Raw genomic sequence first — 26,819 nt, forward strand, 5'->3', positions numbered from 1 at the left:
AAGCCCCTCATCTTGTAGGAGAGGGGCTTCAGGAAAGCTAGAAATTTTAAGTTCAGAGTTGATTGAATTGAGTTCTGATAGCTTCTATCCGACTGCGGTTAACTCCCAAATCCGACTGTCCCAGACGCGAAGCCGATCGCACATGGATGACTTTTGCTTCATCATCTACCAAAAATTCAACGTCATCAACAAACCCCATCAAAGCACTGGTAAACTCCGCATAGAGGTAATTATCAGTTGCAGTGATAATTTTAGTTTTTTTCAACGACTCGATCGCCCCTTTGAGCTTTGCCATCGCTTCACTCTGGGACGAAGTGTATACCAAAGGCTCAATTTTGTGTTCGGCATCTTGACTGAAGCTGCTGACGCAGTTGGGGGAACTCGGGCACGCTGCGAGTTTTCCTGACTGAATTCCGATATTGGCAGGTCTGGTTCCAGCAAACATTGTTTTTTCTCCGGGTATAGCGATAAAACTAGCGATCGACAGTACCGCTACTGCTAGCAGTGATATTAAAATAACCAGGACTTTTTTCCATACTGTCGGCGATTTTGTTTCAACTGTTTGCAAAGGATTAGCCCTCCTGAAAGTATAAATGCGGTCTACGTTTCATATTAATTGAAATTTACATAAAAATATTAAAAAGATTTCTTTTGTTCTTCAATTAACCAGTAAGTCAGCATTTTTCCTTTACCTTTAATCGGGATATGACCCCGTTCTTCCAAAACAAACTGCTCTTTCAAAAGCTCGTAAGTCGCCGCCGTTACTTGAATTTTACCAGGCAATCCGTTAGACTCCATGCGTGAAGCAACATTAACAGTATCCCCCCACAAATCATAGCTAAATTTACTAATCCCAATAATTCCAGCCACTACCGAACCGCTGTGAATTCCGAGTCGCAATTGAAAATTTTCTCCCATTTTGGCATTAAACCTCCTCAAAGCTGCCTGCATCTCCAAAGCTAAAAGTGCGATCGCCGAGGAGTGATCTTCCCGCGCTGTCGGCAAACCCCCAACCACCATGTAAGCATCCCCAATCGTCTTAATCTTTTCCAACCCGTGCAATTCAGACAACCTATCGAACTCCGAGAAAATTCCGTTCAAAATTTCTACCAACTGCGTCGGACTTTTGTGAGCCGAAAACTCTGTAAAACCCACCAAATCAGCAAACAAGACGCTCACCTCATCAAAATGATCCGCTATCAACTTTTGCTCTTTTTGCAAGCGATCCGCAATAGGTTTCGGTAAAATATTCAGCAGCAATTTCTCAGTTTGTCCTTGCTGCACTTTCAGCGCTGCTTCAGCTTGTTTCCGCTGAATCAACGAACCTAGCTGCGTAGCAACTGCGCTCACTAATTCCAACAAGCGAGGCTGACATTTAAGAACTTTTTCGCGATAAAAAATCAAAATAGCTAACACTTGATTATCCGCCAAAATTGGCACTCCAAAAGCAGCTTTTAAGCCCACACTTACCGCAATTTCCGCTCGTAAGAAAACTTGTTCCGGTGCAGTAGAAACATCATCTATCCATTCAGACTGCTGCGACTGCCAAATCCTACCTGGGAGTCCGACACCGGGAGCAAAAATCAACTGCCAACTTGTTTGTCGGAATTGGGCAAAACTAGAGTCACTGACGTACCTGCCGGTAGCGCATTTTAAAAACCCCTCACTGCAAGGAATCCAAGCTTCGCCCAGATTCCATTCAATAGTTTTGCAAATTAAACCTAAAATCACATCTATAGCCGACTCAAAATCCTCAGATTTGCTAATAGCTTGAGTTGCCTGCAGCAGCAATCTTGTTTCCATTTCCACCTGATGGCGTTCAGCTATCTCCTGGTGCAACTGGAGATTTTGAACGGTCAATTTTTGATTTTTCTCTTGCAATTGCATTTGCAATGAACGCACAGTAAGTTGATTGCTCACTCGCGCCAATACTTCTTTTACCTGAAAAGGTTTGGTTATATAATCCGCTCCGCCCACTTCAAAAGCTTTGGCTTTATTTATTCCTTCTTCTAGCGCACTAAGAAAAATGATGGGAATTTCCCTAAATTGTGACTGTGCTTTTAATCTTTTACATAGTTCGTACCCGTCAATATCCGGCATCATAATATCGAGTAAAATCAAATCTGGTGCGCTAGATTGAATTGCCTCTAACGCGGAAAAACCATTAGTAACTGGTCGAACTTTATAGCCATTCTTTTGCAAAATTCTAATCAACAAACGCAGATTGTCTGGCGTATCGTCAACTACTAAAATATCTGCTTGATAGTTTTCAGTTTGTTCCGCCTTCATCTGCATTATCTGATTCCTCTGCCTCGGCAATTACATTGAGAATTTTCTGGTAATCAAAATTATCGAGATGACCCTGGAGGATTTCCGCCAATTCAGGATGAGGCTCCCTTATTTCGTCGATTGTCCTGACAATTAAGTCAAAATCAGCACTGCGGATTACCTGCTTCATGTTGTCTATCCATTCTGCGGGAAGTGTAGATAAATAAGCTAGGGCAGCATTAGGGAGGGAGCCAGATAAATTATTTCGATCGCCTATTGAGATAAAGTCCGTTGAGTTAGAGTAGAGATACTTCACGCCCAAATGTTTGGTGATGGTATCAAATATATCTGTTTTGCGGAAAGGTTTGCTAATAAAATCGTCGCAGCCGACCAATAAAGCAAACGCTTGCCTCCCTTCAATTGTACTAGCTGTCAAAGCAATAATCTTTGGAATCGGGGAGTCGGGATGGGACATATTCTTTTCCCCCTTTCCTTGCTGCTCTTGCTCTCTCTGCTTGATTCTAGCCTTAATTTGTTTAGTAGCTTCGTAGCCGTCCATTACTGGCATTCGCACATCCATCAAAATTAAGTGCGGATGCCAGTTTTCCCACATTTCTATTGCTTCCTGGCCGTTGGTGGCTTGTTCCACCCCGAAACCCAAAGGAGAAAGCATTTTGACTAAAAGTTGGCGGTTGTCTTCGCGATCGTCCACAATTAAAATCCGATAGCACGGTTGATTGGGTTCCAACCCACTAACTTCGCGGTTAATTTCCGGATCTGGAAGCTCAGCAGGATAAACCGCACCGACTGGAATTTCAAATTTAAAAGTGGTACCGAGTTCCAGTTGACTTTCTACGACAATTTCTCCTCCCATCAGGCGGACAAATTGACGGCTGATCTTCAATCCTAAACCCGTGCCTTTCTGATGTTTTTGACCGGAAGCTGTTTGGACAAACGCCTTAAAAATATTGCCCAATTCTTCGGGAGCAATGCCAACTCCTGTATCTTCAATTTCAAATACAAGGAACAAACCCGGCATAGTTAAATCATCAACATCATGGCTGCATTCAACATTGGCAAAATCACTGCTAGTTCTCGAAAAATCCCGAATACTTCTTGTGGTATCAAAGCAAGCTTTCGGACTATCCAATAAATCCAAAAATGCCGATTTTTCTAACTTTATAGCTCTTAAGATAATTTCGCCTGTTTGGGTAAACTTAATCGCATTACTCAGAAGATTAATCAGCACTTGCCGCAGTTTAATATCATCGGTTCGCACGTACTGAGGAACGTCAGCATCGCGCTGGAAATGCAACTGCAATTCTTGATTATGTACTCGCAGTTGAAACATATCTTGCAAATCGTCAAGCAAGCGGTAGAGATCGAAGTTTTTTGGGTTGAGTGTCATCCGCCCCGCTTCGATTTTTGACAAGTCTAAGACTTCATTGATCAACGCCAGCAAGTGTTCGCCACTACGGCGAATAATTCTCATATTTTCTCGGTTTTCGACCGTCAGATCCGGGCTGGGTTCCATGATTTGTGCAAAGCCGAGTATAGAATTGAGAGGGGTGCGTAACTCGTGGCTCATATTGGCAATAAACGTGCTTTTAGCTTTGTTTGCTGCTTCAGCAGCTAAGGCGGCTTGTTGCAGTTGTTCTGTGCGTTCGTCAATTTGGGCTTCTAAGGTGTGGTGGTATTCTGCTAGTATTTTTTCGGCTTGTTTGCGATCGCTAATATCTTGAAAAGCTGCGATCGCATAAACAATATTTCCGCTAGCGTCAAAAATCGGCGTGGTATTGATCTCGATCGCAATTTTTTTGCCATTTTGACGGATTTCTACATCGTCAACCTTAACAGATTCTCCTTTCAGTGCCCGCAAAATTGGCAGATTATCCGGCGGGTACAACTCATCAGTATTGGCAACATAAAGTTGATAAGTGGCAGCTAATTGTTCCGCAGTGCTTTCCGGGATCGTGTCTGCACCCAGCAAATCCCGCGCTGCCTGGTTGAAATAGGCGATCGAGCCATCGGGATGATAAACAGATACCCCCACTGGCAAAGCTTCTAAAAATTGACTCAGGCGGCTTTCACTCGCAGACAGCGCCTCATTTACTAGCTTTAACTCCTCGTTTACTTCTTGGCGCTTATGAATTTCATCAGTTAACTTTTGATCTTGCAAATAACTGTGAACTGCTTCTACTACCGTTAATTTTAAATCTTCATTTTGCCAAGGTTTAGGAATATAACGGTACAATTTAGCATACTTGATAGCATTACTCAGGGCTTCCAAATCGGCTTGCCCCGTTAGCATAATGGTCAGCGTCTCCGGCGAGCTTTCGTGAATTCTTCTGAGCAGTTCATCCCCTTTAATATCCGGCATGATATAATCGGAAAGCACCAAAGCAATCTCATATTCATCTGCCTGCAAATCGGCCAGCAAATCTAAAGCATCAGCCCCCCCTTCAGCGGTTTCAATTATACACCGATCGCCGATCGCCTTTTTCAGTTCAATCTTTAAACTATTCAAAACGTCAGGTTCATCATCAATACAAACAATCACAGGTTTTTTCATAACTTAGCCAGCCCAGATTTTATAGTCTCTATTAAGTCTTTGCTTTGCCAGGGTTTGTACAAGCAACAGTATAAATCTGCTTCTTCTACTGCCCGCTGAACAGCCGCTGCATCGGCTTGTCCAGTCAACATCACTTTAATAATTTTAGGATATTTTTGGTGAACTTTAATTAAAAGTTCGTCACCTTTAATTCCCGGCATCAGCCAATCAGAAACAACCACAATCACCTGAGCTTTTTCTTGAAAGTCCTCCAATAAATCTAAAGCTTCCTCACCACTTTCAGCTAATTCATAAAAGTAATCATTTTTAAATTCCTTTTTGAGCTGAATCTTGAGAGTATTCAAGATATCAGGCTCATCATCAACGCAAAGAATTACAGGCTTATTCATCTTTTCCTCTCTGCTTAAATTTTAGTAGGTTTACCGACATGAGTTGCTTTTACGTTATTGATTTCGGGCAAGGATGCAGGATATCTGTTCCTATCTTATTTTAATAGGACTTCCGAAGATAAACCCAGTTTCTTGTAATAAATCTTGTATTTGTCAGAGAGACAGCGACGAGTGTCACCGGGAATCAGCCCCCTGCAGGTAAGTTGTGTTTAATAAATTGGCAGCGAGACGGTAAAAGTTGTCTGCCCCGGTACAGAATCTACAGCAATTGTGCCTTCGTGCTTTTCCACAATTTTTCTCACAATATCCAATCCCAAACCGCTACCTTCGCCCGCAGATTTAGTCGTAAAAAAGGGCTGAAAAATTTTAGGAATAATTTCTGAGGGAATACCTTTACCGTTATCAGTAAACTTGAGAAAAATCTTTGCCTCTTGCTGCCGAGTTTCAATCGTCAAACTACCTTTATAATCCATTGCTTGCAGGGCATTATGAAGGAGATTCGTCCAAACTTGATTTAAGTCATCGGGATAGCACATAATTTGGGGTAAATCTCCATAATTTTTTACTATTTCTATACCGTGTTTCAGTTGATTTTGATAAAGAGTTAACACCGTTTCAATGCCATCGTGTAAGTTCGCCGGGACTTTTTCTGGTTGGCTATCAAAATGAGCGTAGGTTTTTAAGGCAAATACTACTTTCCCAGACTTCGCTGTTGCTCGTTGGATCAGGCTAATACTTTTTTTAAAGCTCGCAAACTGGTAAGCACTATTTAAAACTACTTCCCAATCTGGCGATTTAAAAAGCGGCCATAGCTCTTCTATTTGTTCGTAAATTTCCATGTCAACTAAAGTATCCGCAATTTCCTCAGAATTTTCAACAGATTGTGCCATCAAATCCGCCGTCAACTGGTGCTTAAACTTGCGTTTCTCTCTGCTTGTGAATAAAACTTTTTGATGGGTGGCTCTGTACAATAAAGCTAAAAAATAAGCTTTGCTTTCCTCAGAAAGTTGTTGATAAATTTCAGGAAACTTTTCTAAAAACTCGTTGGAAAAATTAGCTATATTATTAATAGAAGAACCTATAATGCCCAGGGGGGTATTGATTTCGTGAGCAATACCGGCGATCAGTTGTCCCAGAGCTGCCATTTTTTCAGATTGAATCAAATGCTCTTGAGTGGTTTGCAGTTGGTAGAGCGCCGTTGCTAAATCTTGATTTTTTTCTTGCAAAGTTTGTTGCAGTGAACAAATTTTCAAATGAGTTTCTATCCGGGCCAAAACTTCTTCAACCTGAAACGGTTTAGTAATAAAGTCAACTCCGCCAACTGCAAAAGCTTTAACTTTATCCAGCACGTCATTGATCGCACTAATAAAAATAACAGGAATGTCTTTGGTAAATTCAGAAGCTTTGAGTTGCTGGCAAACTTGATAGCCGTCCATTTCCGGCATCATAATATCCAGCAGCACTAGATCCGGGGGTATTTTTTGAGCTGCAGACAATGCTAGCTTGCCATTGGGTACGGGGCGAACTTGATAGCCTTTTTCGCTCAAAATTCCGACCAGCAGCCGCAGGTTTTCTGGCGTATCGTCTACTACTAAAATATTAGCTCGATTGGTTTTAGGTGAAGTTGAAGTCATCGGGTATTTACTGTTTCTCGCTGAGTTCGATTATGTTCAAAATTCTGTCATATTCAAAATTATTAATACAATCTTGAAGCTTGCCCGCAAGAGAGGGATTGACAGTGTAGATTTGTGCGATCGAAGTTGCGATCGCCTCCATGTCTACACTCAAAATACTTTGCTTGAATTGGGCCATCCAGTCTGGAGAAAGAGAGGTGAAAGCCTCCGGTGTCAGCACCTCCTGACTTGACTCCTCTAAACCTGCGGCACTTACTGCGGTTGGATCTTCATAAATATAGCGTACTCCTAAATGTTTTCCCATTGCCACAAAGATATCCTCCTCTCGAAACGGTTTCCGCATAAAATCATCACAACCCGCCGAAAGAATCACCGCCCGTTCTTCCTCCAAAACGCTAGCAGTTAGGGCCACAATCGCCGTTGCTTGCCCGCCAGTTGTAGTTTTAATCTGTTTCGTTGCCTCATAGCCGTCCATGACAGGCATTCTCATGTCCATCCAAATCAGATGCGGTTCCCACTCCATAAAAATATCAACCGCTTCTTTACCGTTATTCGCTTCTCTCAACTCAAATCCGAGTGGGCTGAGAAGTTTTACTAACAGTTGGCGGTTCAAAGGTTTGTCGTCCACAATTAGCAAGCGATAACTCGGCTGATTCGGTTCGAGGGCAACAACTCGGCGTTGACTTTTTTTGCTTTCAATATCACTAGCTTCAACCAGATGAACTTGGATGTCAAACTGAAATACTGCCCCCTTTCCGATCTCGCTGCTAACAGTAATTTCACCTCCCATTAATTGCACAAACTGGCGACTAATAGCTAAACCTAAACCAGTTCCTTCCTGAGAATCTTTACCTGTCTTCGTCTGCACGAATGCTTCAAATAACTGATGGAGTTCCTCAGCAGCAATGCCTGCACCAGTATCTTGAACTTCAAAATGCAGCCAGTAGCGACCGGGCAATTGGTCAGTGCTGTTTTTATGTAGATTCCGCCTTCTTCCTTTGACTTGCACCGACACTCCCCCTTCTGAAGTAAATTTAATTGCATTATTGAGCAAATTAATTAAAACTTGTCGCAATTTAACTTCATCAGTACAAATGTAATGGGGAACTTCTGCGTCTCTGTCGAAGATTAATTGCAAATTTTTCTGCTCAGCTTTGAGAGCAAACATATCTTCTAAATCGTCGATTAGTTGGTGCAAATCGAAGCTTTTTGAATTAATAGTCGTGCGTCCGGCTTCGATTTTTGACAAGTCTAAAACTTGGTTAATTAAAGCCAGTAAATGTTCGCCACTCCGCAGGATAATTCCGACATCTTCTTGATTTTCCTGAGACAACGTTTTACTGCGAATCATGACTTGAGCAAAACCGATGACCGCGTTCAGGGGCGATCGCAATTCGTGGCTCATGTTGGCGAGAAAGGTACTCTTCGCTTTGTTTGCTGCTTCGGCCGCTTCTTTTGCCTGCTGCATTTTAATTTCCGCTTGTTTATTATCAGTAATGTCTTTAATAAAACCTTCGTAGTAAAGTAGAGTTCCTGCTTCATCGCAGACAGCGCGACAATTTTCCGAAATCCAGATTATGCTGCCATCTTTGCGGTAAATTTCCGATTCAAAGTTTGATAGTATCCCGTACTCGTTCATCAGCGCTGCAAATTCGTCGTGGCGGTTGGATTTCACGTAAAGCTGATTATTGAAATTCGGCTGTACTGCCATTAATTCTGCAGGCGAGTCGTAACCGTAGATGTTAGCTAAAGCGGGGTTAGCGCTGATATATTTCCCGTCAATAGCAGTTTGAAAAATTCCATTCAAAGCATTTTCATAAATATTGCGGTACTTCTCTTCTGCTTCCCGGAGTGCAGTTTCTGCTTTTTGCCGCTCAGTAATATCGCTAGAAATCGACAAAAAACAAGCTTCTCCGTCAATATCGATGGTTTCTATCGACAGCAGTGCCGTTCTTTCTGTACCCTTTTTATTGCGAAACCTCAGCTCATAATTGTGAAGAGCCGTCTTATTTTTTAACATTTTAATCATGCGATCGCGCTCTCCCAAACTAGCCCAAAAATTAAGTTCTACTGCTGTTTTTCCAATAATTTCTTCGTGACTGTACCCCATCATCCGACAAAAGCTCTCATTGGCTTCTATGTGGCGGCCATCGCTAATTCTAGTCAGGGTAATCGCATTAGGACTTAAACGGAAAGCTTTAGAAAACTTTTCTTTTGCCTTGGCAAGATCGGCGGTACGTTCTGCAACTTGCGCTGCTAAATTGTCGTTGTATTCCTTTAATACTTTCTCGGCTAGTTTGCGTTCTGTAATATCTTGAAAAGCGCACATCCCGTAGATAATATTTCCTTGAGCGTCATAAATAGGAGTTCCCCAAACTTGTAAGGGAACAGTTTTGTCAGTCGATGAGATTTCAATGTCATCAACAGTTACACTTTTACCCTGCAAAGCATTTAAAATTGGGTCGCGATCCGCCGGGTAAATTTCCTGAGTGCCCGCTAAATAAACTCGGTAGGATTGACGTAAACTTTCGGAATCGGCTGGTACAATTCCTTGAGATAAAAGTTGCTCTCCGGTAGGGTTAATGTAGTAAGGTTGACCGTTGGTTTCTGCAATAAAAATCCCTAGTGGTACTGCATTGAAAAATTGTTTTACTCTGTTTTCACTTTCCGAGAGAGAAGTAAATGAATGCTGCAATTGCTCGGCCATGCTGTTAAAAGCAGTGGCAAGTTCTCCGAGTTCATCTTCGCGATTCAGAGTGAGCTTTGTATCCCATTCATTCCGCGCCAAAGCTTTAGCCGCAGCATTCAATTTTAAAATAGGCTGAACTACCCATTTAGCAGTAAGAATCCCCAGAATTGTCGCCCCCATCAAGGCTGCAATCGACAGTAAAAAAGTCGTGCGCGTGTTGAGGTTAATTTGCTCCATAAAGTCAGACTCGGGTACAACTACTACAATCAGCCAATCCAACCCTCGATCGTCTTTAAAAGGAGCTACCTGAACAAAATTTCGCTTGCCATCAACATCAAAAGTAAGTTGTTGAGAATTAGTGATTTTAGCTAAGCTATTGTAGGATTTATCTAGATGCTGTGCAGTTTGGCGAATTACCGGATTCTCGCTTTGTGAAGCTTTAATGCGCCTTGTTTCTTTACCTTCCACCAGGAATTCTGGACTCGCCGTTGAAGTGGCAATTAACATCCCCGATCGCTCCATGACAAAAGTTTGTCCTGATTTGCCAATTTTGAGGCTAACCAGAAATTCTTTGATGCGGGAAAACAGCAAATCGCTGCCAGCTACTCCTAACAATTTGCCAGCATCGTCGTAGATAGGCAAAGCAGCAGTAATTGCCAGTTCCCTAGTCAAAAAATCTGTATAAATAGGAGTCCAAATAGGTTTTTTTCCCGCAGCCGCAGCTATGTACCAAGGACGAGTTCGCGGGTCGTAAATATTGGCTGAAATTTGCACTAATTGAACGCGGTTCCCCTGCGAGTCCGCAGTATATCGAGCTAATTTATTGCCAGTAGAGCTGTCAGCAGCCGATATCAAAATCCCCTCCTTAGTGCGGATTGCTCCCGAATGTTCTCCATTTTCTTTGCCTGTGTAAATGATGCTGATAGAATCAAAATATTGAATTTGTTCTAGGAAATGATGTTCTAGTTTTTGCTGGTTTTCTAGGTTCAACTGCCCCAATTTTATGCCTTGAACGTTCAGGTGATTGACAATGTGGGGAATTGACATATAATGTTCCATGCGGTCTTTGATGCGATCGCTAATTTCTCCCCGCAACTGAGCGGCAACATCGTTGACCGCCCGCTGACCGTTTTGGAACGACAGCCAACCTACAACTCCTACGATGCCGACAATTTGCACTAAAAAAGGAACCACTAGCACCGTTTGTAATGGAGCTTTGCCGATAATTTTTGTAGCCAAACGATTGAGTGGTTTAGGAAACATATTCATCCTCAGAGGAATTGGGCATTGGGAATTGGGCATTGGTAATTGTTGGGAGTTTTAAGTGTAAATTATGTTCCCTTTTCCCTTCCTTTTCTCCTTATGCTGTAGTTTACTGACGACAGTACCGTCGATCAATTCATATCAAAATAGCGTATTTCTACTCAGAGTTTTTTCGTAACTATTGATACAGATCATTGGGCGCGATCGACCTAAGTCGAAATCATCTGATCTATTGCACCATTCTCAATTACTTATTTAGGAACAGGCTTTTCGGCCTGTTCCACAAGAGATGAATTTTATTGTGGAACAGGCAAGATCCCTGTTCCACAACAAGTACATTTTATTGTGGCGTGGGCATCCTGCCCGCCCAGGGAAGGGTTATTGAGAATGGTGCAACATCTCAGTTTGAACAAACAGTAGCTAACAAGCACACACCCAAAAAATCTGTATTTACCTGCGATTCAACTCCATCCTTTCGCCGTAACGTAAAAGCATATCCAAACTCTCCAAACGATTTTGCCAAGTTTGCACCTGATAGCTATTTTCGGCAGAATGCAAGCGCATCGAAGATTGAAATTGAGATTGAAAACTCCCCAACAATCTTTTAGCAGTTGCTAAACTTTCTCTAGAAGGATTTGCCGCCAACTTGCTCAAAGCTTGCGCCAATTCATCCGCCCGACTTTGCAAAACTTTCAGTTCAGATTCCGACACCCGCAACTGATTGTTAGCCAACAAAAAACTCCATTCCTGCTTGAGAGCAGTATACCGCGAAGCCGCCGCCGCAAACGGCTGTCGGTAAGGAATCGGCTCCGCAGCAGAAGTGGAACGCACTGGCGTGCCTTGAGTGCGGTTAAAAAACCCCTGCATCCCGCTGCTGATACTTTCCACCGCAAAAATAGCATAGCCCCCTGTCGGCAAATCGCGCAAAGCTTGAATTTGGTCGATCGCCACAACTTCCGGGAGAGTCAACAACTTAACCGCCGGAGAAATCAAAGCCGAACCCAGAATTTGTTCATTTACCAGCGGTTCGGTGATGCGCTGAAGTCGGTTCGTATCCAAAGCATAAGTCATCGGCACAATCAAATCTACAATGCCTTGACGAGCCCAAACTTCCCAATTTTGCTGGATTTTGTAAATCCGCTGACTTTCCGGGTGCGGAAACACTGCCACCGAAAGAATTGTGCGCGGATAATTCTGTCGCAAAAGCTGAGAAACTTCAGCTACAAAACTATTAATTTGATTAGTTTTAAACTCAACCCACTGCCGCCACAAACTGCCGTTCCTAGGGGAAATATTCACCGGGTCTGCACCAGTCAACTGCTTAAATTGCTGCCTCCCCGCAATACCGTAACCGTAAGTAAAATTCGCATTATCATCTTGAAAAGGATAGCGAATATAGTCTAACTGTACCCCATCTACTTTGTAGTTATTGGCAATTTCGCTGACGATTCGCAGCAAATAATTCCGCGCTTCCGGGTTCGCTGGATCTAGATAAAATTTACCATCGTTAGGATTTTGCGTGCGTCCTTTATTGTCAATATTTGCCCACTGTGGATGAGCGGAAAGCACTGGGCCGGGATAAGAACTAGGCTGGCCAATTAAAGTATTGTGGCGCTTATTTCCTGTGGCAAAAACCCAGACCCAAGCGTGCAGTTCTATGCCTCGCTCGTGGGCTAATTTAACCGCAGATGCTAGCGGGTCCCAGCCAACAGTCAGGGGATTTTGTTGCGGTGCAACTTGACTGGGATAAATCGTATATCCGGCATTCAATGTTTCAAAGAAAACAGTATTGATACCGGCGGCGGCGAGTCGATCGAACACTGCGGCCAAACCCTGTTCTGATCGCGCTGCGACGATCGTCCCGCGATCGAGCCAAACCGCGCGAATTTCCGCCCCAACGCGCTGTCCTTCCTTCGGGTAATTTTCCCACAGCAACTGCCGCGCTTCCACCCACTGCGATCTCGCCTCCGCGTAGTTTTTCTCTTGCAGGAGTTGGTCGAAAGTTTGCAAAACCTGCCGCGCTTGGGCGATCGCCCGTCCCCTGATCGCTTGCAGAACAGGGGGGCGGCTGGCTGCCGGGCCGCCTCCGCCCTGTTCTGCCGCCACCAGTTGAGGGGAGCTAGCAACATTGAGATTGATGGCGGTATTGGCTGAATTAGATGCTGTTAGGGCGCTTTCAAACCGGCCGAGGAGGTTAGTGAGTTCTTGGCGCATCAAGTACGCTTCAATGCTGACGATCGGCTTATTGGAATTTGGCTGCACGTCCAAACCCGGTGGCGCCGACTGATCCGAAGGGTCCGTAAAAGTTGCAGGAACTGAATCGGGAAGCGATCCAGATGGAGAAACTCGGCTCAGTGGGGTACTGCGCGGTGAACTAGGGGTGTTTCTAGTGACTCTGGAGGGGGGATTTGGTAGCGGGGTCGCGGCAGCAGTGGGCGGCGCTACAGGCCCAGAAGCAATTGTGCCTCCCCAGCGGGCGATCGAGGCTTGCAGCCAAGCCTTATCTAAATTTGCCGAACCGTCGCTACCCCAGCGCCAGCCGAGATAGGTAGCGCGATCGGTGGCGATGGCTGCGGAGGAACCTGAACTATCTTTCCAAGTAGCAATAGTTTGACTGTTCGCATCAGCCGGAATCAAGACACCGCCTTGGACTGAGGCATTTTTTTGTTCTGGGGGCATCCAACTGCTAGAAGTAGTGCAAGCCAGATCCCGACAGCGGCTGCGCGGTTGCGGGGTTGCCAGTTGGGTTAACGGAAAAGCCCAATAGGCCCCAAGGAGCGATCGCAAAGATTGACGCACCAAGGCCGGGGAACTGCGGCCGACGGGGCCCGAAGCAATCAAGCGGCCACCCTGGGAGGCCCAAGCTTCTAAAACTTTAATTTGTGCCGGAGTCAAAGTTTCAATGTTGGGCAAAAACAGCACGTTAACGCCTGTTAAATCCGCCGTACTTTTGATTTCTTCGAGATTGATTGGTTTGTAAGCAATGCCGCTTTCCCAGAGGCGCGTGGTAATCTTTACCCAGTCGGGAGAATTCTCGGAACTGCGAACAACGCCCAGAACTACTTCTGCGAAACTCGGAGAGGGAAATAGGATGAAGAGATTGAGTAATGTACTCGCTAGAGTTCCAATTAAGACTCTTTGCAAGAAAGTGAAAAAGCGCAATTTTTTAGCCTGGGAGCAGGCATCCGGCAGTTGATCAGGCTTATTGATTTGTTGCATAAATATGAGAATTACTCACCACACCGCTAAAGAAAAATTTAATAACAATTAAGAGCGAGCGATCCGCACCATACAATTGTCTATCCTGCCCTGCAACCTGAATCAGGAAAAAGTGCGATCGATCGATTTTAGATTTTGGATTTTAGATTTTGGATTTTGGATTTTAGATTTTGGATCTATTCCTCATGACAGTTGACAGTTGACTGTTTGGACATTTTGGCATTTGAACAATACCGATGCCACCGGAAACGATTTTAGATTACAAACCTGGGTGCATTTGGGTTGAAAAACCAAAAATACAATTTAGATGCCAACAGCCAACAGTCAACAGCCAACAATTTTCTAAGTTGCAGCTTCATTCACCGGGAATCTATCGATTAACTGCATCGCCCGACAAGCATTCCTCCGCAAAGAATCGGAAACATGAGGAACATGAGGAATCTGAGACAAGAAATCCAAAGTCCGGCGCAAAATCCGCACCACATCCCCTTCATCCAAACTCGTATGGCTAATCAGTTCCAGCCATTCAACGCCTAGAGCCCACTGCTCGACTAAAGTCACTAAATCCCGTTCCAGCCAAATCGGGATTGCAGAATCGTGCTTGCGCTGCACTTGAAACAATCGGCGGCGCAAGCCTTTTTGCAGATTGTCCAAAGGTGCCAAAACTTCTGGCGACAGCGAGTAGTGAGTCCAACTGTCGGGCCGAGAAACTTCTGTAACTAAGGCCGCGCAAGCAGCAGCGAGGTGGTGGGGGTCGAGTTCGTCAAACTCTGCAGACATCAGGGACAAACCCAGCCACAGTTCGTTATCGCCGCGAATGGCGGCGCAAGCTTGGCCCAAGATTGTGGGTACCAACCTGCCGGAGGAGTCATCTCGCTTTACATTTGCCGAAACTACTCTTTCCAAGCAGCCGAAATTCAGCAGGATGTCGATTAAGTTGAGAAATTCCTCCCAGTAGCGAGCTCTCTGCTTTTCTAAGTCTTCTTCGCTTTTGCGGATTTCTTTTTTCAATTCTTCCCGGCGGCGCTGGCGTTTGAGCAAAGTACCGGGATTGCCCCATTCTAAAACCGGGTGAGTTTCTAGCTTAGCTTCTACGGCTGCGATTTTCCGCTGTTGCTCGATCGCCTCTGGGCTCGGTTCCGGTGTCGGCAATTGTGGGATCGATGCAGCAATTGAAGCAGTTTCTTCAGTTCCCAAGCGGCACTGGCCCAGTCTCAGGGGCATTTCCGACGGCGGGTTCAAGGTATCTGCAACGCTCAAGCGGGGTAATTCGGCGTGCAGGCTAGCGACATCGCTAATGGCGACGACATACCAACGGTTATCTTTGCCCAAGCACACCAAATTTGGTGCTTGGCCGGAACCTGCGATTTTGGCAACCAGTACGGCGGGTACAGGATTTGTGTGCGATCGTTTAGCTGTCGGAACGTGCTTACCTTTGAGACTCAGAACCGTGCCGAGCACTGCAAAAGCCACAGCTACTGACATTTCCTTAAATCTGGCTTCTTCAGCTTGCTGCAATAAAGTTTTCAGCAAACGTTTGTCTTCTTTGAGTCTTCCCTGCAATTTTTCGTAATGGGCGAGCTCTTTTTCCAGGGTGGAGACATTTCCTCCTGCCGCCAGGGACTTTTCCAGCACCGCCAATTCTGTTTGCAATCGGTCTAATTCTTCTTGCTGCGGCTGCAAGTACAAGGTAGACAGGTATTGACCGAAACTCCGCTCTACCAACTCTTGAGCTTCATCGAGAGTGTGTGTTTGCAGCAAATTCAGCACCATGCCGTAGCTCGGAGTAAACTGACTGGCGAGGGGGTCGGCTTTGGCTGTTGCCAAATACGAGGCTTCTTTTGCGCCTTCAAAGCGCGTCTGAACTGCGACCACGTGCCCCAGCTTGTCCATGCCCCGCCGACCCGCCCGACCGGCCATTTGCAGGAATTCTGAAGCGTTTAGCAGTCGGTGTCCCTTGTCCGTGCGCTTGGACAGGGTGGAAATAACTGTGGTGCGAGCGGGCATATTAATCCCGGCTGCTAGGGTTTCGGTGGCAAATACGACTTTAATCAAACCTCTGCCAAAGAGTTCTTCTACTAAACCTTTCCAAGCGGGCAAAATGCCTGCGTGGTGGGCCGCGATGCCTTTTAAAAGTGCTTCTTTTTGACCGAAGCGTTCTGCTTCTGGGTTTCGCTGTAAAAAATCGTCAATGATGCGTTTGAGTTCGGCTGTTTCGGCTTCGTTAACCAGGGAGAAATTGCCGACTTCTGCGACTGCTTGGTCGCACCCGCGACGGCTGAAGATGAAGTAAATTGCTGGTAGCATATCTCGATCGTCCAACCGCGCCAAAACATCGGTCAAACTCGGAGTGGGGATGCTGCCTCTTTCTACTTTTTGCCCCTTCTTTTTGGGGACTAACCGGACATTCGCTCTTTTGCCGGTCTCGTCTAGCAGGGGAAATATCCCTTTTTGGTTGGCGAAGTGGAATTGCAGGGGTACTGGCCGAAAGTCTGAGTAGACGAGCTCTGTGGGCCCGTGGACTTTGTTAATCCAGTCTGTGAGTTGGTCGCTATTGGCAACGGTTGCTGAGAGGGCGAGAAGTTGAATTTCGCTCGAACAGTAGATGATCGATTCTTCCCAAACGGTACCGCGCTGGCGATCGTTCATGTAGTGACACTCGTCGAGCACCACGGTTTCGACTCCGGTGAGGGAAGTACCGACTGCTCCGATCGGCGTACCGTAGAGCATATTCCGAAATATTTCGGTAGTCATCACCAAAATGGGCGCATCTCGATTGACGGAGATGTCGCCCGTCAGCAAACCTACGTTGTCGTCTCCAAATTGACTGCGGAAGTCGCGCAGCTTTTGGTTAGACAGAGCTTTGAGGGGAGTTGTGTAGAAGACGCGCCGCTTCCTGGAGAGTGCTTGATGGATGGCGTATTCCCCGATTAATGTTTTCCCAGAGCCTGTGGGAGCGCACACAACAACGGATTTACCTGCATCGAGGGCGGCGATCGCCTCTCTCTGAAAGTTATCTAGCTCGAATGGAAATATGGTCTTCAGATCCAGCTCTGGGCGGTTCTGGGCAGTGTCTGGCACAAGAATTATTATAAGGTTGCAGGGTAAGTATGCTTAAATCTTGCTGAAAGCAAGTCAGCAGAGGACTGTATTGATTTTAGACCAACGCCCGCAAATCGGCTATGAAGTCATTAGTCATTAGTCATTAGTCATTAGTCATTAGTCATTAGTCATTAGTAACAATTACCAGTTACCAATGCCCAATGCCCCATGCCCCATGCCCCATGCCCAATTCCCCAAGTTTCCTTCTCTATGATTCCTGTTATTTCGATTATTCCTGTGGTGCAGCTTGCTTCGGGCGATCGGCTTTCACTGCAAGTCTATCAGTTCCAAGGTGCGATTCCCGGCAAAAAAGCTTATCTGCAATCTAACCTGCACGGCGCTGAGATTAGCGGTAATGCTGTGATTCACCAATTAATTGAGTTTTTAATGTCTTTGGACAGCAGCCAGTTAAGCGGGGAAATTTTGCTAGTTCCTGTTTGTAATCCTGTGGGTGTCAGTCAGCGATCGCACCATTTTTCCCCTGGTCGCTACAATCTTTATGATGGGGTAAATTGGAACCGGATTTTCTGGGATTTTGAAAAACAAGGGGAAGATATTCTGGGTTTTGCTAAGTCTCACATCCATCTCGATGCCGATACTGTCAAAGTTAATTACAGAAAAGCGATTGCTTTGAGTTTTGCGAAAGAGTTGGCAAAAATTAACGCTCCTAGTTGCCGCCCTTACAGCGAACTTTACCGATATCAGCTACAATCTTTGTGTTTGGATGCTGACTATGTGCTGGATTTGCACAGTTCTACGAATCAAAGTTTAGATTACCTTTACTGTTTTAATTCCCGCGAGGAGAGTGCAAAAGCTTTTTTGCTCGATCGGGCAATCTTGATGAACGAGTACGATGGCGATGCTTTTGACGAGGCGTTTCTCAAGCCTTGGCTAGCTTTGGAGAAGATTTTGGCCGAGTTGGGAAGTACACTCAAATTTGACGTGGAAGCTTGGACTTTAGAATTAGGTTCGGGGATGGAAATGAATACCGAGTCGGTGGCGAATGGCTTGCGGGGCATCAAAAATTACTTAGCAAGTAAGGGTTTATTGAAAATAGATAGATTTCCTCTCCCGGAAACAGCGAATCATCAAGTTATTTTCACCCCCAAGAATTTGGTGTTCAAATACTACGCGCCGGCGGGCGGGATGATTCAAAATCGAGTGCAATTGGGGAGTTATGTCAAAAAGGGCGATCGGCTTTATCAAATTCTCAGCTTTAATAAGAATGGGGAATTTCCGAGTTCAGTGGATGTTTGTGCTGAGTCAGATGTTTTCATTTTTGATGTTTCCACAAATCAGTCAGTAAATCAAGGAGAGTATGTGTTGTCGGTGATGGCCGATTGAGAATACCAAGAAACCCGGTTTATTGAAGAAACCGGGTTTCTGAAAACCTATTGCTAGTCGAACCATAAATTACGATATACGATTGAATAGGGCTTGTTTAAATTCCGCTGCACTTTTATAATAAATTTCAGGATTGTCAATTAAAGCGCGATCGATAACTGTGGCTAGCGGTTGAGGAATCGCAGAAGTGCGATCGGGCACAGGAACCCCATCATTTTGCAAAACCGCCAAAAACTGGTCTTGATCCTGCAAATTGCGCGGGGAATATCCCGTTATCATCACATACAAAGAAGCCGCCCTGCCTTAATAAGGAGGGGACAAGAGTTTGTCAGGTGCCCCGGTGCGGAGATTCTCAATTTTTGAGAAGATAACGGACGCTGACGCACCCTACAATTTAACGTGACGGTTTATGGTTGAATGAAAATACCGATCGCATTATGGACTCTCGCAGCAGTTGACGGAGGTCGATCGAGCAAACTCCCTCCCAAATACAAACTCGTCGAACTTCCCCCATCCAAATTTAAAGCATCCACAGCACCCATTTGCTGCAATATCTGCGCCAGTTCTACGAAATTTGGCCCCGCCCCGCCCGCGCGATTGTGCACGGCTACAATCAGCAAATTCCCCGCAGCAGTTCGCCCGATCGCACTTCTAATTGCTGTCTGTCGAACATACGCATCGCTAAACCCTTCCGCCTTAGCATCCAGCACAACTTGACTGTTTTGTACCAACACCGGCCCGCCGCCGAGAATGTACGGAAAACGGTTGAAATCAGCAGGAAAAGTGTTATTTTCTAGACGCAATAATGTACCGGTAGTGAATTGAGAGGCAGGGGAAAAATCGGCACGCAAAGCCAAAATATAACCGTTAGCTGGAATGGGAAAACTTGTTGTTCCCGGCGCACCTCCGGGGGATTGGCTGACAACTCTATCGCCCGCAACTGTCACAACTATTTCATTGCCAGACAACGGAGTATAAGTTGTTCCCCAATCAGAATTGTAGCGACCGATTCCCGGTTGTACGTAGGCACTATTGAGATGAGAAACGGGCAAAGGTTGATTTGCCGGAGTTATCACAGTTTCTTGCAAAGTTAAACGATCGATCGCAAATTCTCCGCGATCGTTCCAGGCGATCGCCCCCCGGTTTAATATCGGCCCGGAAAGCCATTTATTGTCGCGCCGAATTGCCCCTAAAGCTAAGCGATTTATCCGATTGAAAAAACCTGCATTAATTGCAGCCGCCACACCCGACACTTCGGCTGTTTGCAATAAAGGTTCAGTGCCTTGATTGGCAGGCGGATTGCTGAGAATTGGTCGAATTTTTACACCCGCTTGACGCGGATTAACTTCTAACCAAACTACTGGAAAACGAGCCGTTCCTAAATTCTGATACTGCTGCCGCCACTGCACACCAGGAGCCCAAACAATGTTTTTTTCTACTAACGAATCTGGTCGAATGTCGATTACTAATCGATTGGGATTTCCCAGGCTGAAAACTTGTGGCCGCCAACCTAAAGGAATCGTCACTTTGACTTTGGTTTGAACGCCGTCAGGTTCGACTTTTAGTGATAGCAATTGTTTGCTGGTTGAGAAAGTCTGCTGAATTATGGCGGGTGCGGCTTTGGCATCGATCGCGATCGACCATTCTTGACCGGCGATCGGCGCTGCGGGCGTTATTGGCAGCGGGAGAGCGGGTTTGGTCGGGTCGTCTGGTGTTTCGAGGTTTGGCGCTGCGCGGAGGTTTTGCAGTGGGATAGCGGGCTTTGTGGGGTCGTCCGGGGGGTTGGGTGTCGGTGTCGGCGACGGGATTGGTTTATCGACAAAGTTGACTTGCCAGGGATTTGGCCGATCGAGATCTACAACAATGCGATCGCCCGCTTCTATTTGTGCTTGCCGAATTCCGGTAACACTTGCAGTTTGAGAAGTAATTTTTAGAATATTCCCATCAGCAGATATCTCCCAGCCCGCAAGTCTAGCAAAATCTGTAACATCTAAGTAACGATACGGGCCTGTTGCCCGTGCTGCTAAGCTTTGAGCGCCGGTTAAAGAGACCGAAAACCACTGCACCGGTTGTTTGATACTGTCGGCGCTGCTAAGCAAATCCACTCCCGCACCTTGCATCAATCCAACGTCAGCAATCCAAGTTCGGAAATTCCCAGAAGTGCTGTTTGCAGGCTGCTGAGTCCAAGTTAGGGGGAGAATGCGGCCGTTTAGAGACACTTGGCGGCCTTGTCTAATTATCGAAGAGGGCGGTACAGATTGAGCCAAAAACCTATAGTCCCATACGGGTTGAAACCCCTGTCTCATAGCTGAAGTTCTCTCAAGAGAACTATCGGTCAATATTTCAGTCGGTTTTAACCGACTTTCGCTATCAGCCAGGGAATTCATTCCCTGGCGAGCTCTCGAAGCATGAATCAGCCCAGCCCTCTCCCCCTGTTGTGCTCTTGCGGGTTGATTCCAGACTAAAGACGGGGCGATCGCCAGTACGGGTAAAATCGAGACTGACAATATTAGACGCCAATAGAAAAAATTACGTTTCACAGCTTACAACTCACTATTTCACTTCTAAACGCATGGGTGTCTAGAAACCCGGAATATCCGTATGTTTCTTCTTACTAAACTGAGCTAATTGCGCTAAACCCTACTACGAAATGCTCACCCCGGAATAGAAATCACAAACTCCGAACCATGACCCAGGGAAGAATTCACGAGTAACGTACCTCCATGTTTTTCCAGAACAATTTGGTGAGCGATCGACAATCCTAACCCGGTTCCTTGACCCACAGGCTTGGTTGTGAATAAGTGGTTAAAGATGTTTTCTTGGACTTCCGGCGACATCCCCACTCCATTATCCTTAATCCGAATCAAAACCTGATTTTTGGATTCGCTCAGAGCAGTTTGAACCGTAATTTGATTAGGTAGGGCTTTAATTTCACTAAAACTGCGATCCTTATTTGACTCTTCCAGAGCGTCAATGGCATTAGCCAGCACATTCATAAATACCTGGTTCAACTGTCCGGGAAAGCATTTCACTAGGGGCAAGTTACCATACTCTTTCACAACTTCAATCGCAGGGCGGAACTCGCTCGCTTTTAAACGGTGCTTGAGAATCAGCAGAGTGCTGTCGAGTCCATCATGAATATTGAAAGAAACGGGTCGATCGCTATCTGCCCTGGAAAACGTTCTCAAACTCGTACTGATATTGCGGATGCGTTCGACCCCCTCTTTCATCGAGCCAATCAATTTGGGCAAATCTTCTCGCAAATACTCTAAGTCCATGTCCTCAATTTCTGCTTCAATTTCCACTCCCGGATTGGGAAATTTTTCTTGATACAAATCAATCAAATTGAATAAATCCCCCACGTATTCTTGAGCAGGTTGCAAATTGCCGGCGATAAAGCCTACGGGATTATTAATTTCGTGGGCTACCCCTGCGACTAAATTTCCCAGAGCAGACATCTTCTCACCCTGCACTAATTGCAACTGCATCTGTTTGAGATCCTTGATAGAGTGCTCTAGTTTTTGACCGTAATCCTGAGATTGTTGATAAAGCTGTTGAGATTGCTGATACAAGCGGGCGTTTTCCAGCGAGATGGCAGCTTGGGAGCAGAGGATGTTAAGGAGGGTGACGCGATCGCCAGTGAATGCCCCTGTCGTCAGATTATTTTCCAAATACAGAATTGCCATCATTTTGCCTTGATGGATAATCGGAGTACATAGGATGCTCTTAGGTTGGTGCTGCTTGATATAGGGATCAGAAGCAAATATTAATTCAGTCTTGACATCATCGAAAACTAGCGTTTTCTGGGTGCGTTTGACGTAATTAATGACTGTCTGGGGAATTGATTCGCTCTCCTCAATCCCAATAGTTTTTTGCAGAAGACAGCCTTGGCGATCGCTACAGTGGACGGCGATTGTCCAGTTGTCCTCTTCTTTCAAAATTAATACTCCTGTTTGAGCGCCTGCATTCTGAAGCGCCACTTCCATCAGGGTAGTGAGCAATTGTTCAAGCTTAATTTCGCTCGACAAAGCTTGATAAGCTTTGATAACAGTTGGTAAATCTATTACTGTGGTACTCGTACTGCCAGCAATTGTTTGGCGATGACTAGAAATCAATGAATTCTCATGGGATGTAGTACCTTTCTCGAACGAACGAGCATTTTCCTGTTTCAAGATAGAAGCCAGAAGTTCGGGATAGCGTTGTTCTAGATCGTCGATTTTTGCTTTTGCTCCCCAACGAGCATAAGCATAGTAAGCATCTCTTAGATATACCTGGGCAACTTTTTCTTTCCCCCATGCCAAGTAAAATTTAGCAGCCAATTCATTCGCCAAAGCTTGCTCGTTGAGATAATCGTTTTCTTTAGCCAGAAAAATGGCGCGATCGTATGCCTCCATCGCCTGCAAATTTTCACCCAACACTCGGAACATTTCGGCTTCCACTAGGTAACATTTGTGCGAGAAATTCATGGGGGCGTGATGTGCCCATTTATGAAGGGTTTCTTGGTTGCTTTTCACTTTTTCCAGATGTTCTTGTTTCTCTTCCGATGAATCCACCTCGCTACACACTCCCAGCCGTGCTAGAGAGTCATAAAAGTAGAACATCGGCACATTGAGCATACCCGTCACTGCGTCTAAATACTGTTCGGCTTGCCGAGCATTTTCTAAAGCTTGCTCGGTTTCTCCAAACAGGTAACACACAAGCAGTTTATGGAAGTAAAAATAGTGGAGTCCGTTACGATCGTTGGCTTGGATGTGAAAAGGGAGCATTGTTTCTTCATTGTAGGCATCTCCCACAAATTGACAGGGATTTTGCGATTTCCCCAGCAGATTTAATAAAGCCTGATGAACGATTTGAGTATAATTTAACGCTGCTTCTTGTTTAAATTGAACCAGCGCAGTGCAGTAGGTCGCCACCTCCTCTTCGAGTCCCGCAATTTCCCGACCGATTAAATATGAATATTGAGAGATTTCTTTGGCTGAATATCCTAATTCTAGTTCTCCTGTTTCCAGTCCTCTGGCGTAACCCTCTTTTAAAAGAGGGATGGTTTCTTTAACATGATGTTTACCATGTATGATGTGAACGCCGACTGTATAATACACTTTGGTTTTGAGGTAATTAGCATTAAATAAATCCACAATATTTAACGCCAACTGCCCAAATTCAAACCCTGTTTCAATGTCTTGAATTACACCGCTTAATACCAATCCATACAAGCCGTAAGCAAAAGCAGATAAGGGAGCATTCCCATAACTAACCGACAACTGAACCATTTCGACAATAACCAGTGGCAGGAGAAGTGGAGCAGTGATGTAGGCTGGAGAAACTATAGCTGATAAAATTCGCAAGGCTGCTTGCTTTTGGAGATTTTCCATTTCTGGCAAATCAATAAAATCCGCGATTTTTTTACCTGCAAAAAGTGACGCGGTTTGCTCTAGTCCTTGCTGAATATCTGCAGGTGTAGGATTTTCTGGAAAACAGATTCCCAAGAGTTTGAGAACTGCTAAGCCCATTTCAACGGCTTGTTGAGGTTTGACTTGCGCCGTACAAGCAGAAAGCTCGATTTCATAAACTTTGACCTTATCCAGCAGCGTTCTGGCATTGTGCAAGACTAAAGCTGCTAATTCCTCCATTTCCTGAAAATCATAGCTCAGGTATGCAGTTTCTGCCGCTAATACGTGCAGTTCCAGGGCTGTTTCATAGTGAGTTTGCCAGCTATCGGCAGCTAGGATTTGCCTGCCAAAACTTAAATATTTGCGTGCTGCAGCATAAGCAGTAGCAGTCTTCGCCTTGCGTCCCGCGATCAAATTCAACTCAGCCAGTTGGTAACGCTCGGTTGGCTCCGTAATTAAATCAACACCATAATTGAACTGGTTGACTATATTAAAAATTTTCTCTTCCCTTTCGGTTGTTGGAGTATTAGTCAACAAAAGTTGACCAATATTGAGGTGAGTGGATTGTTTATGAGATTCTGGGATCAAAACGTAAGCTGCTTGCTGTACGCGATCGTGCAGAAATTTGTAATAACAGGAGTCGGAATTCTGGAACCACGAGTCAGAAGTATTGCTTTCTCCTTCTGCATCCTGATTTCTGAATTCAAACTCGTCTGAAGTAAAAAACTTATAAACTTCAGTCAGTGGGAGAATCAACCCTGCTTGCAAAGCTGGCCACAAATTTGCTGCCGTCTCGGACGAAGATTTTTCACAAACTACCGCCAGCGTTGCCAAATCGAATTCGTTGCCAATGCAGGCAGCTAACTTTAAAACTTCTTGCGTATCGAGTGGCAACTTTTGCAATTGAAGCGCCATGAACTCTACAACATCATCTGTCAGGGCTAAGGTTCTCACTGTGGCGAGATCGCACTGCCAATACCGCTCCTCAAAATTAAAGGTAATTAGCCCATCTTCATGCAAAGATTTGAGAAATTGCGTGCTAAAAAACGGATTACCTTGGGTTTTTTGATCGATCAGTTCTGTTAAGGGCATAGCCAACGCTCTAGAACAAACTAAAGTATCGGCAATCAAGCAATTCAAATTGAAGCAATCGAGCGGTGCGAGGGTAATGGTGTTTACCGTAGCTCCGGTTTGTTGAATGTCGGATAATGTCAGCACTAAAGGGTGTACGGGACTGACTTCGTTATCTCGATACGCTCCAATTAATAAGAGATAGTGCCGATCGCGATCGCTCATCAAAAGTTGAATCAAGTTCAATGAGGCTGAGTCGGCCCATTGCAAGTCGTCTAAGAAGATGACGAGGGGATGTTCTTGGGTGGCGAAGAGTTGAATGAACTTCTCTAATAACCGATTGAAGCGATTTTGGGCAGCACTGCCCGAAAGTTCTGGTGCGGGTGGTTGCTCTCCGATAATCCGTTCTAGTTCAGGAATTACCTCAACGATTACCTGAGCATTCTCGCCCAATGCTGTCATAATTTGAGTTTTCCACTGCTCAACTTTAGCGTCGGTTTCACTCAACAATTGACCCATTAGATCGCGAAAAGCTTGTACAAAAGCTGAGAAGGGTTGGCTGCGTCCAAATTGGTCGAATTTGCCTTTGATGAAGTAGCCTCTAGCTGCGACAATGGGTTTGTGAACTTCGTTGACAACGGCGGTTTTGCCAATGCCTGAGAAGCCAGCCACCAGCATCATTTCCGCGCTTCCTGCACTCACGCGATCGAAGGCTGTCACTAGGGAGAATACTTCGATCTCTCTACCATATAATTTTTCGGGAATGATGAAGCGATCGCACAAATCTCGCTGCCCTAGTTTAAAAGAGGCGATTTCTCCAGTTTGTTGCCACTGGTACAAACAAGTTTCCAAATCAAACTTGAGTCCGATCGCACTTTGATACCTATCTTCAGCATTCTTCGCCATCAGTTTGCTAACAATTTCAGATAGGACCAATGGAACGTTATTGTTGAGGTGATGAACTGGAATAGGCTGCTTGGCAAGGTGACAGTGTACTAACTCTATCGGATCTTCGCTTTGGAAAGGCAACTGTCTCGCGAGCAGTTCGTAGAATGTAACTCCCAGAGAGTAGAAATCTGTGCGGTAATCAATGCCTCGGTTCATTCGCCCAGTTTGTTCGGGAGATATGTAAGGTAAAGTGCCTTCGAGGAGGTTGGGATTTTGAATTTCTTGGGTTTGGCGCGGCAACAGAGAAGCGATGCTGAAGTCAATCAACTTAACTTGTTTGCTGACAGGGTTAATTAAAATGTTCGCCGGTTTGAGGTCTTTATGGATGATGTGGTGGCGATAAAGTCCATCAAGCGAGTTGGCAATTTGAATTGCAATGGGAAGAAACTCGTTAATGGGCAAGCCTTCCAGAGGTTCCTTGCTGGCGAACACTAAACTAGCGAGGTAGCTATTTAAGGAAATTCCGCCAAAGTCTTCCATCACCAGAGCATAGTGGTTATGGTAAGTTTCCAGGCTGTATGCCTTGACAGTGCCGGGTATCTCTAAGTTTTTAGTAATGACAAACTGATTGCGGAAGTGAACCAGTTCGTGGAAGCGGGGAAAGTCATTTCGCAGCAGTTTTATCACTACGGGCTGCTGATCGGAAGACCGACGGGCACGATAAACTAGAGTTCGATTGCCTGCGTATATTTGCTCGTTAATCTGATATCCTCGAAAAATATTTGTTATGCTAGCCATATCTACGTATTCCTACTGCTTCTGTCAAGCCTGAAGCTTTTTAGAGTTACTATCTACTATTTTCGCTCTATCGGCCGTGCTATTGATTAACTATACTTAGTTTAATCTACTTTGTACCTCAAATTATGAAAACGCCATTTTAAAAATAAGACTTAATATTTTAGGTAAGAGATATTGATACAGGAGTTGAGG

12 protein-coding genes are annotated in these 26,819 nt (G+C 45.1%); 1 reads left to right on the forward strand and 11 read right to left on the reverse strand.

Annotated features, from left to right (window positions below; translation table 11 throughout):
- Positions 1–52: 52 nt before the first annotated feature.
- From QUA36_RS20120 to QUA36_RS20155, 8 genes are all read right to left on the reverse strand, one after another.
- On the reverse strand, positions 53–568 hold the full coding sequence (locus QUA36_RS20120) for a DUF1499 domain-containing protein (RefSeq protein WP_333458854.1): 516 nt from the start codon (positions 566–568) through the stop codon (positions 53–55).
- A gap of 68 nt (positions 569–636) precedes the next feature.
- Complete coding sequence (locus QUA36_RS20125) at positions 637–2,295, reverse strand: adenylate/guanylate cyclase domain-containing protein (protein WP_333161375.1); 1,659 nt, start codon at positions 2,293–2,295, stop codon at positions 637–639.
- Complete coding sequence (locus tag QUA36_RS20130; RefSeq protein ID WP_333458855.1) at positions 2,270–4,840, reverse strand: response regulator; 2,571 nt, start codon at positions 4,838–4,840, stop codon at positions 2,270–2,272. The genes QUA36_RS20125 and QUA36_RS20130 overlap by 26 nt, the downstream gene beginning before the upstream one ends.
- Positions 4,837–5,229: a response regulator gene (locus tag QUA36_RS20135; RefSeq protein WP_333161371.1), complete on the reverse strand. Its 393-nt coding sequence runs from the start codon at positions 5,227–5,229 to the stop codon at positions 4,837–4,839. Before QUA36_RS20135 ends, QUA36_RS20130 begins: the two co-directional genes overlap by 4 nt.
- A 209-nt stretch (positions 5,230–5,438) precedes the next feature.
- Entirely contained in the window at positions 5,439–6,863 is a 1,425-nt protein-coding gene (locus QUA36_RS20140) for a response regulator (protein WP_333458856.1), read from the reverse strand.
- 7 nt (positions 6,864–6,870) lie between these two features.
- Entirely contained in the window at positions 6,871–10,815 is a 3,945-nt protein-coding gene (locus QUA36_RS20145) for a PAS domain S-box protein (protein WP_333458857.1), read from the reverse strand.
- Between the two features lie 450 nt (positions 10,816–11,265).
- Positions 11,266–14,034, reverse strand: coding sequence for a family 10 glycosylhydrolase (locus tag QUA36_RS20150; RefSeq protein WP_333458858.1), 2,769 nt, complete (start codon positions 14,032–14,034; stop codon positions 11,266–11,268).
- A gap of 342 nt (positions 14,035–14,376) precedes the next feature.
- Entirely contained in the window at positions 14,377–17,115 is a 2,739-nt protein-coding gene (locus QUA36_RS20155; protein ID WP_333161363.1) for a DEAD/DEAH box helicase, read from the reverse strand.
- Between the two features lie 231 nt (positions 17,116–17,346).
- On the opposite strand from QUA36_RS20155, the gene QUA36_RS20160 reads away from it, so the two are divergent.
- Positions 17,347–18,480, forward strand: a complete 1,134-nt coding sequence (locus tag QUA36_RS20160; RefSeq protein ID WP_333458868.1) for a succinylglutamate desuccinylase/aspartoacylase domain-containing protein — start codon at positions 17,347–17,349, stop codon at positions 18,478–18,480.
- 69 nt (positions 18,481–18,549) lie between these two features.
- Here QUA36_RS20160 and QUA36_RS20165 read toward each other — a convergent pair whose 3' ends face one another.
- The 3 genes from QUA36_RS20165 to QUA36_RS20175 all read right to left on the reverse strand — a co-directional run bounded on the left by QUA36_RS20165 (position 18,550) and on the right by QUA36_RS20175 (position 26,627).
- Entirely contained in the window at positions 18,550–18,732 is a 183-nt protein-coding gene (locus tag QUA36_RS20165; RefSeq protein WP_333458859.1) for a hypothetical protein, read from the reverse strand.
- Between the two features lie 155 nt (positions 18,733–18,887).
- Positions 18,888–21,020, reverse strand: coding sequence for a phosphodiester glycosidase family protein (locus tag QUA36_RS20170; protein ID WP_333458860.1), 2,133 nt, complete (start codon positions 21,018–21,020; stop codon positions 18,888–18,890).
- Positions 21,021–21,134: 114 nt separating this feature from the next.
- On the reverse strand, positions 21,135–26,627 hold the full coding sequence (locus QUA36_RS20175) for an AAA family ATPase (protein ID WP_333458861.1): 5,493 nt from the start codon (positions 26,625–26,627) through the stop codon (positions 21,135–21,137).
- Positions 26,628–26,819 lie beyond the last annotated feature (192 nt).

Source organism: Microcoleus sp. Pol10D4 (assembly GCF_036701555.1).
Classification (GTDB): Bacteria; Cyanobacteriota; Cyanobacteriia; order Cyanobacteriales; family Microcoleaceae; genus Microcoleus.